The 11,597-nt window shown below is 56.6% G+C and carries 7 protein-coding genes; 4 read left to right on the top strand and 3 right to left on the bottom strand.

The genetic code is table 11. The features are described 5' to 3' along the window. Positions 1-328: 328 nt before the first annotated feature. The 4 genes from VFQ24_04820 to VFQ24_04805 all read left to right on the top strand — a co-directional run bounded on the left by VFQ24_04820 (position 329) and on the right by VFQ24_04805 (position 9,293). Complete coding sequence (locus VFQ24_04820; protein HET9177664.1) at positions 329-3,958, top strand: carboxypeptidase regulatory-like domain-containing protein; 3,630 nt, start codon at positions 329-331, stop codon at positions 3,956-3,958. A 155-nt stretch (positions 3,959-4,113) separates the two neighbouring features. Continuing rightward, a complete protein-coding gene (locus tag VFQ24_04815) occupies positions 4,114-5,724 on the top strand; it encodes a tetratricopeptide repeat protein (protein ID HET9177663.1) in 1,611 nt (536 codons plus the stop codon). A 262-nt stretch (positions 5,725-5,986) separates the two neighbouring features. Next, positions 5,987-7,549: a twin-arginine translocation signal domain-containing protein gene (locus tag VFQ24_04810; protein ID HET9177662.1), complete on the top strand. Its 1,563-nt coding sequence runs from the start codon at positions 5,987-5,989 to the stop codon at positions 7,547-7,549. A gap of 85 nt (positions 7,550-7,634) precedes the next feature. Next, positions 7,635-9,293: a twin-arginine translocation signal domain-containing protein gene (locus tag VFQ24_04805; GenBank protein ID HET9177661.1), complete on the top strand. Its 1,659-nt coding sequence runs from the start codon at positions 7,635-7,637 to the stop codon at positions 9,291-9,293. A 193-nt stretch (positions 9,294-9,486) separates the two neighbouring features. Here VFQ24_04805 and VFQ24_04800 read toward each other — a convergent pair whose 3' ends face one another. The 3 genes from VFQ24_04800 to VFQ24_04790 are packed head-to-tail and all read right to left on the bottom strand — an operon-like array spanning position 9,487 to position 11,587. Further along, on the bottom strand, positions 9,487-10,857 hold the full coding sequence (locus tag VFQ24_04800; protein HET9177660.1) for a right-handed parallel beta-helix repeat-containing protein: 1,371 nt from the start codon (positions 10,855-10,857) through the stop codon (positions 9,487-9,489). A 48-nt stretch (positions 10,858-10,905) separates the two neighbouring features. Further along, positions 10,906-11,373: a hypothetical protein gene (locus VFQ24_04795; protein HET9177659.1), complete on the bottom strand. Its 468-nt coding sequence runs from the start codon at positions 11,371-11,373 to the stop codon at positions 10,906-10,908. A gap of 52 nt (positions 11,374-11,425) precedes the next feature. Further along, positions 11,426-11,587, bottom strand: coding sequence for a hypothetical protein (locus tag VFQ24_04790; GenBank protein ID HET9177658.1), 162 nt, complete (start codon positions 11,585-11,587; stop codon positions 11,426-11,428). Positions 11,588-11,597 lie beyond the last annotated feature (10 nt).

The following is an 11,597-nucleotide window of genomic DNA, read 5'->3' as shown; positions in this document are numbered from 1 at the left end:
ACGATCCTGGCTTTGACCACCCAGACGCTCCCGGCACGGCTTACGTTTCCTTTCCAGGTTACCGCCATCAACCAGACAGACTGGTGATAATCAATGATGTTCCTCAGCCAAACGAAAGCTCCTCCTGCCTTACGATTAGTTTCCAAATCGAAAACAATAGAAAAAATCCTTGACAAAGTAATGCCTTCGCGTTAGAACTGCCCACATACAGGTGTTATAGAGGCTTAGATAGGTACATTCCCCAATTCAGTTCTTGCGCGATGAGTGGGTCCTGTTATTCGTTGTGATTGTCTGAGTCGTCGGGTCTGAACTCCTCAAGGAGGGAAAAATGCGGGCGAGCTACTTTTCAACCACCGACCCCAGGCGTGCAGTAAACTTCCTTCTTAAATTCCGGGGCCCTGTTTCCTATTTCGCTCTGGCAAGCTGCATATTGGCAGGGCTGGCAATCTGCGCCCTGCAGCCTGTTGCCGGGTGGGCCCAGGGGACAGACACAGCATTGCTGCGCGGAACTGTCAAAGACCCCACCGGGGCCGTCATTCCGGATGCGGCGGTCACCGCGACAGCAATTGCAACACAGGTGCAGACCGGAGCGCGAACCGACAGCGCCGGTCTTTATATCTTCAACTATCTCAAGCCGGGGATTTACCGCTTGAAGGTGGAAAAGGCCGGCTTCAAAACTTGGGTTTTCCCGTCGATGGAGCTACGAATCGGAACCCAGACGGACCAGGACGTCACATTGCAAGTCGGGAGCACGCAGCAGATCGTGGAAGTCACGGGCGCGGCGCCGCTGCTGAATACGGTGAGTGCGGCATTAGGCACAACCGTCAACAATCAGTACATCCAGAGTTTGCCTTTGCTGGACCGGAATATCGCGAACCTCTCATACCTTTCCGGAGGCGTCACCCAGGTTTCGGGCGCCTCGGCGGACATGCTGGGCGGCACCGTATTTGCCTCGAACGGGCAGCGATACGGCACGGCGGAGTTCAGGCTGGATGGAGTGCTGGCGACGCGGCCTGAGGGTGGCGAGGGCGGCAACACGGACGTGGGCTACATGCCCGACGTCGACGCTTTACAGGAATTCAGATTGCAAAATAACAATATGTCCGCCGAGTACGGAAATAACGGCGGCACGGTGGTCAACGTCGTTACCAAATCAGGCACCAACAAGTTCCATGGTAGCGGGTACTGGTTTTTCCGCCGGCCAGGCCTGGATGCGAACGATTTTTTCACCAACCAGGGTGGCGGGACCAAGGGCCAATACACTCACGATCAGTACGGAGGATCGGTTGGTGGGCCGATCGTAAAGGACAAGACCTTCTTCTTCTTCGACTACGAGCGGTTTCGCAACAACTCCCCCATCGTTGTGAATAAAACGGTTCCAACTCTGCTCGAGCGGCAAGGGGACTTCTCACAATCATTCAATGATGACGGGAGTCTGAGGCAGATCTTCAATCCATACCAAGTTGCTCCTGATGGAAGTGGAGATTATGTGCGCCAACCATTTGCTAACAACATGATTCCTATGGGCGCCACAAACCTCTGCGCTCCCAAGCCCACCTGCGTCGACCCCATCGCCGCGCAACTGGTTAACCTTTACCCACAGCCAACGGACGCCGGTGTAGGGCCCGGGCATCTGGGCAATTTCTCCGATAAGCTGATTGAAACGAGTCCATCCTGGCAGATGGACCTCAAGATTGACCAAAACTTCTCGGCGGCCAATCGCCTGACGGGCCGGTTCAGCATGAGCCATGGCTCGACCAACACTCCGGATGACTTCCTGACACCCGTAGTCTCAAAAGCCATCACGCACGACGTGGCTCTGGAGGATACCTGGACCGTAAGCCCCACCCTGCTCTGGGTCAACCGGGTGGGAGTAATCCGTGATAACTATCCCGAGCAGGCATTGGTAACAGTAGATCCCTTGAGCATAGGCTTTCCCGAGAGCATGATTAACAACGTCTGGTACCGAGAGATCCATTTCCCCACCATCTCGCTCGATAACTATGCAACTCTTGCGTCCAACAATGGCTGCTGTACGGACACCGTGGAAGGCGATACGCAGTGGATGTTCGATTCCGTAGCTACGAAGATGTACGGGAATCACAGCCTCAAGTTCGGCGGCGAGGAACGGATCTTCCTTAACAACTTCTTCCAGCCGGACACAACCTCCGGGTCTTTTTCGTTCGGACAGGGAGAGACCATGCAGAGCGTCTTCAGCCCTGACTTTTCCCAGGGCAGCAGCGTGGCCTCGTTGCTGCTGGGCTGGTATGGCAACGGTGGCTTCGCGCTGCGTCCTCACGTGTCCAACAAATCGTCCGTCGGCGCTGTGTTTGTGCAGGACGACTGGAAGGCAACTTCCCGCCTGACGGTTGGGGCGGGACTGCGCTGGGAATGGACGGTTCCATATAGCGAGCGGCAAGACCGCAACATGTTCAGCTGTTTCTCGTGCCCCTCGGGAATCACCGTTCCAGGGGTGGGCCCGCTTACGGGAACCATGATTCTTGCCGGACCCCACAACCGGCACGCGAACGCTTCTATTTTTGACCTCGGGCCGCGCCTCAGCTTTGCTTACCGGCTTACCGGAAACACTGTTATTCACGCAGGCGCGGGACTGTACCATGGGATGAGCTTCGCCACCAACTGGCAATACGGCGGAGGCGCCTGGCAGTCCGATGCCAGCTCTCCCTCATCCCTGGATGGCGGAATCACTCAGCTCGCAACCATGGGAAATCCTTTTCCCCTTGGCTTCAACCTTCCCCAGCAGGGGAAGTATGGACCACTCAGCCTTTGGGGTTACTATGCCGAGAATCATGGAAGCGACACCTTCAGAACGGGCGAAATTTACCAGTGGAATGCTGGCATCCAGCACCAGTGGGGCAACACGATGCTGGAAGTGGACTACGTGGGGAACCGCGGCACTCATCTGCCGTGGAACTACTCCACGGAGAACCGCGACTTTATTAACGCGGCGAACCGAGTGAAGTATGGATCGACCGGATTGGCGAACCTGGTGCCGAATCCTTTCGCTTACCTTTTCCAGCCGGGGCCAACTCAGATTTTCGATGCCCCTGGTTCGATCTATAACAATGATACAATTCCTCAGATCAACCTGTTGCGTCCTTACCCGCAATTCGACGGAGGTTTCACCGGCTTCCCGCTTTTTGTTGCCAACAGCAGCTACCATGCTCTCCAGGTGCGTTTTGAAAAACGGGCAGCGAAGGGCTTGTCATTTGTGGGTAACTATACGTTCTCGAAGTTCCTCGATAACTCCGATGCCGGAGGCAACGCCTGGATCGGTGGTGGCGGTGGCGCAGGCATTGGGTTCGTCGGTTCTCCGCAGGACTACACCAATCTTGCGCTGGAGAAGAGTGTCAGCGCCAATGACACGCCGCAGCGTCTGACCTTCGCAGTGATCTATGACTTGCCCGTCGGGCACGGGCAGCGATTTGGCTCGAATATGAACAGAGTGCTCGATGGAGTGGTTGGCGGATGGAAACTTACCCCGTTCGTCACTTTCCAGACCGGGCAGCCTATTTCTGTGGATGACTCGAACCTGCTTGTGGCCGACGGCCACCAGCGCCCCAATTTGATTGGCAACCCGTGCAGCGGCGCGAGCCTCGACAATATTGCCAATGGAACGGCGAGTTATTTTAACAATAGTGCCTTCTCGCACCCGGCAGACCAGATGGACGGCACTGCGCCGCGATACTTATCGAACTGCCGAGTGCCGGGCATCGCCAATCTTGACCTCTCGATCGCCAAGCAATTCCGCATCAGGGAGAACATGTTTATTGAAGTGCGAGGCGATTTCTTCAACTCCCTGAACAATCCTCGGTTCGGGGCTCCTGCGGCGAATACGAACGATGGGACCGGCTATGGTGCTGATGGATTCGGTGGTATCTTCTACCAGGAGAACCAGCCTCGACACGGCCAGATCGGCATCCATTTTGTGTTCTGAAAGGTCAGGCTTGGCTGGTTATCCAGCCAAGCCTCTTTCGCAGCAGCCAGGCCAGGCGATTTCGCGCATCTTGCCTCTCTCGCGAAGGTTTTTGATAAGTGTCTTTGACCTGAAATCAATCCCCGCTATTCTGAATATCTGGTCAGAGGCTCGGAATGGGAAGAGTGCCAACCTCGCGTCTTATCTACGCCATTCTAGCCCTTTATCTCTGTTTCTGGGCGCAAGCCGCTCACACTTTGCCCAATAACCTTGCTGATGCACAGCAGCATGTGGCGCACGCAACGGCACTGGTCCAGCAAGGCGATTTGAAAAATGCCGAGGCGGAATTGCGCCAGGCAGCCAAGCTCACCCCTGACGATCCTGCCTGTCTTGCTTTTCTTGGGGCGGTGCTGGGCATGGAGCAGAAGCTCCCCGAATCAACTTCTTATCTTGAAAAAGCGCTGCGCCTCAACCCTCTGGACGTGCGGACGCGCCGTAACCTTGCCTCAAACCAGTTCCAAATGGGGCAGTTTCAGGCAGCCAGGCAGAACCTGGAGCGGATACTGAAGGCGGAGCCGGGCGAAACCACATCCACGCTTCTGCTGGGAATGGTGGATGAAGAACTCAAGGACTATCACACGGCCCTCCCGCTTCTCGAATCCGTGCCACAGGAAGTGCAGAAGCATTCCAAAGCCCAGGTGGCGCTAGCCCGCTGTTATTATCAGACCGGAAAATCGGAGAAAGCACGGGAGGTCCTTCGGGGGCTCGAAAATCATTCGGAGGGACCTGAAGGGATTTTCCTGGGAGGGCAAGTTGCAGACCAGGCGGGCGATTATGACCTGGCGGAACATTTGTTCCGGTCAATTGAGGCGACCTATCCCGACAAAGCGAGTCTCGGGTATAACATTGCACTCGCCCAATACCACGCCGGCCACTTTAGGGAGAGCCGGGCGACGCTTCAACGTCTGCTGGATGCCGGACACGAGACCTCAGATATCGACGACCTGATGGCCTGGTGCGAATTTAAACAGGACCACGTCAAGCAGGCGGTGGCGCTTATGGACAGGGCCATCGGCCTCGATCCTTCGCGCGAGTCCAATTATCTGGACGTGGGCCTGATGCTGTTGCACGACAATCGCTACAACGGCGCGCTGGTTGCCGCTCGGAAAGCCGTCCAGGTAGCTCCCCACTCGTACAAGGCCTACCGGTTTCTTGGCCTTGCCCAATATAAATTGGGTGAATTGAAGGCTGCTGAAAAAACTTATGCGCAGGCTGTGGAACTGAATCCGAAGGACCAGCAATCGCTGCTCGGGCTCGCCTCTGCCCAGGTGGATGACGGAAGAATTGATGAGGCGGAGGCCACGTTTGAGAGGATCATCAGCTACTTCCCCAAAGATCCCGACCTCTACTTGCAGTATGGCAGGATGCTGCTGACCTACCGCGGCGCCAACGGAAGCAAGATCGAAGATCGGGCCATAGCTTTGCTGAGGAAGGCGCTTACTCTTGATCCATCGCTCGCTGAAGCGCACTATCTGCTTGGCAACCTTGAGTTGACCAAGGGCGACACCGGGAGGGCCCTGCCGGAACTCGAATTGGCGGTGAAGCTCGACCCGAAACCGAGCGGCGCGCACTACGCCCTGGCTCGGGCCTATCTCCGCATGGGCCGTCAGGAAGAAGGTATGGAGCAAATGCGCCTTTTTCAGCAGCTAAAGGGGAAGGAAAAGAAGGGCGACACAACTCTCGCGGGCTCGCACGATCCAGCCGCGCGGAAAAACTCAAACGAGTGAGAAATTCTACGAGATTCCGTCCGCGAGCATGCAAAAGGGCGTGGTGATGCTGGTGGGCTGTTCAGTGATCCCGGCCCTCCGCGGGCGCTGAGCAGGATCGCGCCGAAGTGTTTGGCCAGACCTCCGCAGTGATGGCGGAACCCGGCCTGGTATCGTAAAAGTTTCAATTCATAACAGGACCCGACGAGAACGCGTCGGTTCACTAGCGGTGTATCGTACCGAAAGCTCTTAACCCATCCGGCGAGGGGAGGCATGATTACTGATGAATCGCAGAAATTTCCTGAAGAACAGCAGTGCTCTCGTGGCAGCAGCGGGGGTCGGCGCAAAGTCGGCCCAGGGCATTGTCCCTGCCCACAATTGGGGGAAGTACGATTTTGGCTCGGGCCCGGCCGTAACCGACCGGCTGAACCAGGGGCCCTTCCCACAGTACCCTCCAGACGCCATTATCCCGAGCGACGAAGTCGTGATGACAACCATGCCATCGGATGAGGTTGTGCCCGGCTATGGCAAGGGGCTGATAACGTACATCACGGCGGACATGGGGACGGCGGAGATCAAGTCAGACAACATCCCGCAGGCGATCGAAGATCTGGTCCGGTTTCCGCTGGGACAAAAGCTTTATATTCGTCCTACCTGGAGAGAAATCCAGCCAAATCCGGGGCGTCTTGAGTTTCCCGATTACCTGAAGCTCATTTTCGAGTTGTCCAAAAAATACGACAAGCGTATTGCTTACCGAATTCAGATGAGCGCTCCGGACTATCACGAACCGGCGCTGCCCCAGTTCATCCTTGATAAGGTCCCCATGGTAAAACTGACCGGGGGCACATGGCCTGGCGCCAATCGCGAGAACAACCCGAACGCGCACTATCAGCCACAATTTGCTGATCCTTTCTTTCAGCAGGCATTCAAGGAGTTGGTTGGATTGCTGGCGGCGGAGTTCAACGGAAGTCCCATGATCGAATTCATGGATACCTTCATGTACGGATTCTGGGGCGAGGGCCACACATGGCCATTCACCAATACTCCCTTTCCAGACTATCAGACCGCGGAGAGGACCTGGGTGAACATGCTGGAAGTCCAGCTCGAACACTTCACGAAGACGCCGTTGCTCACCAACACGCAGCCGGATTTCAGCAGAGTTGGAAATTCGGAGGTGCTCGACCGCACGGTCCGCAGCAACAATTGGATTCGGAGCGACACGATTTTTATCGAGAACGAGCAGATCGAGGCCCTGAGCAATCGCCCGCCCTGGATTGGCGTCACAATCGAACAGGGCATACCGGCCCGACCACCGCAATCTGTTCGCGTGGACGAGGGCGTGTCGCCTTCCGATGACATGATTGCGCACGTGATGGACGTTGGAGCCAATTACTGGTCTCTCTGGAACTTCCACGGGATCAGCGCCGAGAACTTGACGAGCTGGTACCACGCGTTTCCGAAGTGGTTTGACCGCATTAATGCGCGCATCGGTTACCGGGTAAGACCGTCGTTCATCTGGAGCTACGAGGACAAAGGATACCTCGGGCTGATTATCGGCTTTGCGAACGACGGCATTGCAGGCGTTCCGGGTGTGCTGCGGGTCAGCGTGGAAAGCCCGGATGGAAAAGTGCTGAAGAGCGGCTGCCTCGACCCCGGATATCCGTTGCCGGGAAAAGTCCGTCAGGCGCAATTTGTGCTGCCCAAGGGAACCAAGTGGCAAGGGCTCAGACTGAGGGCGGCGATCGAAGTGAAAGGCATGCGATATCCGGTAAGATGGGCCTGCCATCAGAAATTGAATGAAGACGGTACGCTCACGCTGCGGCCAAACGGCCGGCACGCATCATAAGGCGGCGACGATTCTCAGAAATTAGGGCGCCGGCTAATGCTGGCCGTCCAGCGATCCTGGCGGAACCAGAAGGGGAGGAGAATTGATGCGAGATCACGATTCTGGTCTGTCAGAGAGGCCAGAGAACGCCTCAAAGGTTCAAGCGGCAAATCCATCCCGACGCACTTTCCTCAAGAATGTTGCTGCCGCGTCGGCGGCCGCAGTCGGTGGCCGTGCGGGCGCAATCCAGGCGGCAGTCCCGGCGAACGCGCAGTCAGAGGATGGCGGCCCACAGAAATCAGAAAAGAAGGTCGTGGCGATTCAGGTCCCCGCCGTGTCCTTCAGTGATGAAGGAGTTGACAAAGTTCTCGATACGCTCCAGGAGCGGGCCGGTGTTAACACGCTGATGATTGCGGTCTTCAGCTATGGGCGGGGTATTGAGGGAAGGCAAATTCCCGGACATCCGCTGCCCGACCACGGAGTCCAGAAGTACGATACGGACACCTTCCATGGCGGAGACTTCGCCGAGGTCCATGCGGAATATTACGCTGGAACGATCTTTAAGAATTTCCGGGCGCCAGATCTGGGCAACTTTGATGTGCTGGGCGAAGTTGTCCCGAAGGCAAAGAAGCGGGGAATGAAATCCATCTGCTGGTTCGAGGATGTTTACAATCCGCGATTGCTGGACAACTTTGAAAAAGCTGCGGAGGTGGATGTCTATGGCCGCAAGACGGACCAGTCGTGTCTGAACAATCCTTACCTCCAGAACTTTCTCAGCTCGATGGTTGAGGATTGGACCAAGTCCTACGACGTGGACGGAGTGATGTGGTGCTGCGAACGTCAGGGCGCACTGAATAATGCCATCGACGCTGACCGTGGCCAGGCGGTCCTAACCTGCTTTTGCGAGCACTGTGCACGAAAGGGAGAACAGCAAGGCATCAACGTCGATCGGGCACGGCAGGGTATGATGCAGCTTGATCACTGGGTGCGGGCAGCATGGACGGGGCCCAGGCCAAGTGATGGTTATTTTGTCACTTTCTGGCGGCTGCTGCTGGAATACCCCGAGATCCTGGCCTGGGAGAAGCTCTGGACGGACAGTCAGCGGGAAGTTTACGGTCGAATCTACGGCACGGCCAAAAGCATCAATACCAACCTCGAGGCGGGGTTCCATGTGATGCATCTGAACTCCTTCAATCCCTTTTACCGCGCCGAACAGGACTATCGAATACTCAGTCAATACGCCGACATTTTGAAGATTTGCATGTACAACAACTGCGCCGGTCCTCGCATGGCCAATTACATCGACGGCGTCCACTCAACCATTTGGCATGATGCGCCGGCCCAATCCGTGCTGGAGTTGTACTACAACATTCTGGGATATCAGGGGGAGGCGCCGTTAGACAAGCTGCGCACGGCCGGGTTCTCGTCGGATTACGTTTACCGTGAAACGAGGCGAGCTCTAAATGATGTTAGATCGGCCAAGGTGCCCGTGGGCTCTCCGAATACCGATCTTGCAGGTCCTGCCAATGGACCAGATGCCTCCGGACCAGACGGGAAGACAAGGATCTACCCTGGCATCGACATTGACATTCCTACTGGCAAGGGACAAAAGAAGACGCAGCCCTCGGACGTTCGGAATGCCGTGAAGGCGGCTTTCAATGCCGGCGCTCCAGGGGTTATCCTGTCGCGCAAGTACTCTGAGATGAGGCTTGAGAATTTATCCGGCGCCGGGGCCGCACTAAAAGATCTCGGCATCCGAACTTAAGGCGTCGCCAGGCCCTGTCTCCTCCCGCAGCGACAAAGGATTTCAAAAGCAGCGGGCCCCAGGACTCATCCTCGCCTCTCTCAGTTCTTCCGGCGAAAGCACCGTCGAATCCCTCCGCGCCCATCGCGGTGCTGGCGGTGTGTGCCGAGCCAGGCGGAGAATAATCTCCACCCGAGTCAGGTGTATTTGCCGCTTATGCTCTGGCAATTGCTTTCCGCAGGTCCAGGACGTTTACCGAGAATCCTGTAACGCGGTTGGCGTCAAGCCTAACGCCGCGCGTACGGGCGCCGATCCTCAGGCCAGTGCGCTTCAACGGCTGGCGGGTTTCTGCAATCTCGTTCCGCTCGATCACTGCGTTCTTCGTTACACCTTCCACGTCGACTCCGACGCCCGTTTCTCCGCCGCTGTCAATAATGCGGTTTGCTTCCAGCCGGTTTCGATCAGGCGAGTAGGCTGGATCGTCTCCCACTCTCTCGAAGATCACCCCGACCTTGCCGCTGTTCCGGATTTCGTTGTTTCGCACAACATTGTCGGTATCCTTCTGCCCCAGCCGGACGCCGTATTCGGAGTTGTTCAGAATGGTGTTGTTTTCTGCCAGCCCGAAACGCACACCCCAGCAGAAGTAGTAACCGATGTAATTGTTTTCCAGCCTGTTGTTGCGGGCAATATGCCGCTCGGAGCCGGTGCCGGAATGGATGCCAAATCCCACGTTATTGACGCAATGGCAATCTTCAATCAGCAGGTCATTACATGTCTGCGCGCTGATGCCGTCGGCGCAGGACTCCCGCGAGATGACTTTGCGCATCTCGATCCGGTTGCTCTTGTTCAGCCATACGCCACCCAGGATGTTTCCCCAATTGTGGTAGAGAGACTCCTGCTTCGCGCGGTTGCCGTCCAGGGCGATATTCTCAATTCGCACGTCCGAAACACCGTCTACGTTGAGCAGTGGGAAGAGCGTCCCAATCGTCGCTTTGCCTTTCACGGTGAAGTCATCGTCGCTCAGCGGCTTGTTCAATTTGAATCGGTTGCCGTTGCGCGCCACGAGCGATCGCTGGATGAACCAGGCTCCCTGGTGCCACTCGTCAATCACTTGGAGGCACACTCCGTCGCCCACCTCGAAGCCGCTGGGATCGGCCAGTACGACTTCCTGTTGCCAGGAAGTGGAGTCTTCCGCCAGTTTTGTTTTAACTTCGGGCTCTTTGATCAGGACGGAATCCTGGCCACTTCCCAGAATTCGCACACCGGACCGCAGCGACACTGAGTTCCGCATGCGGTAAGTTCCGGGCAGGATGTGCACTGTCCCTCCGCCCCACCCCGCGATGTAATCCACCGCCGCCTGAATCACTTTTTCGCTGGCTCCCACCAGGTCGGCCTTCTGAGGTCCGACTGTGACGCTGAGAGCGTCCCATCTGGGCTCGCCTGCGGCCGTTGAAGGGGCTGCCGCCGGCATCGTCCCATCCTGTTCGCTCGCTACGCCGGGCACCGCAAATGCGCTTCCGGCAAGCGTCGCCGCAGCCCCGATGAAACCACGGCGCGTGAATCCAAGACGATCAGGCTTTGCCATTCGAGTTCTCCTTATCTGGTCATGTGATTACACCGTTGTTGGGGAAGACTAGCGTACCTTGATCACAAGATATAAAAACGGAGGCTGCACAGCCTCGAACCAGTGAGGCACCTTAGGAGGGATAATGATGATGTCCTCCGGACCCAGTTGGTGCGGTGTGCCGCCCTGGCTCGATTTGCCACGCACTTCGTTCGGGGCTGAATTTCTGGCGTCGATAATCTTTCCGCCTGTCACAAAGGTTGCTGTTCCCTTGATGATGTAAATAATGTCCGTGTCGAGCGCGTGGACCTCCACCTCGCCTGGACCGTCCCGCCGTGCCGTTAACACCTGGTAGACAACATGTCCGGCGCTGCCCTCAACCAGTTTTGCGCCCTTGGCAAAGGCGGCAGCTACCTGCTGTTGCGAGTAGTACTGGACCTTTGGTGAAGAGTCCTGCGCTGCAGTTGCCGCCGCGGTCCACGCAAGCATGACGCCGATAACACAGACTCCCGTGAATGCTTTCTTTAGAATGTTCATACAGACCTCGCTTTTGAAATAGTTTCCTGTTTTAGGCGCCACCGCCATTCTCCTATTTCCCCGATGCAGGAGCTTTCGAGAAATCGTAAACAAAGATGCCGCGTCCGACGCCGGCAGGATCTCCCACCCTCGCCATCTGAAATGCCATGAACCGCTCGTCAACAGAAACGCCGCGCCAGACGCCAAAAGTAAATATCGTAATCGCTTCATCCATTCCTCCTAAG

Source organism: Terriglobia bacterium, assembly GCA_035712365.1.
Lineage (GTDB): Bacteria > Acidobacteriota > Terriglobia > UBA7540 > UBA7540 > SCRD01.
The sequence above is the reverse complement of the archived record's forward strand: the minus strand, read 5'-3'. Positions and strand labels throughout refer to the sequence as shown.

Coding starts and splice junctions, on each gene's coding strand:
- VFQ24_04820 (HET9177664.1), top strand. CDS start 329: ATGCGGGCGAGCTACTTTTCAACCACCGACCCCAGGCGTGCAGTAAAC.
- VFQ24_04815 (HET9177663.1), top strand. CDS start 4,114: ATGGGAAGAGTGCCAACCTCGCGTCTTATCTACGCCATTCTAGCCCTT.
- VFQ24_04810 (HET9177662.1), top strand. CDS start 5,987: ATGAATCGCAGAAATTTCCTGAAGAACAGCAGTGCTCTCGTGGCAGCA.
- VFQ24_04805 (HET9177661.1), top strand. CDS start 7,635: ATGCGAGATCACGATTCTGGTCTGTCAGAGAGGCCAGAGAACGCCTCA.
- VFQ24_04800 (HET9177660.1), bottom strand. CDS start 10,857: ATGGCAAAGCCTGATCGTCTTGGATTCACGCGCCGTGGTTTCATCGGG.
- VFQ24_04795 (HET9177659.1), bottom strand. CDS start 11,373: ATGAACATTCTAAAGAAAGCATTCACGGGAGTCTGTGTTATCGGCGTC.
- VFQ24_04790 (HET9177658.1), bottom strand. CDS start 11,587: ATGGATGAAGCGATTACGATATTTACTTTTGGCGTCTGGCGCGGCGTT.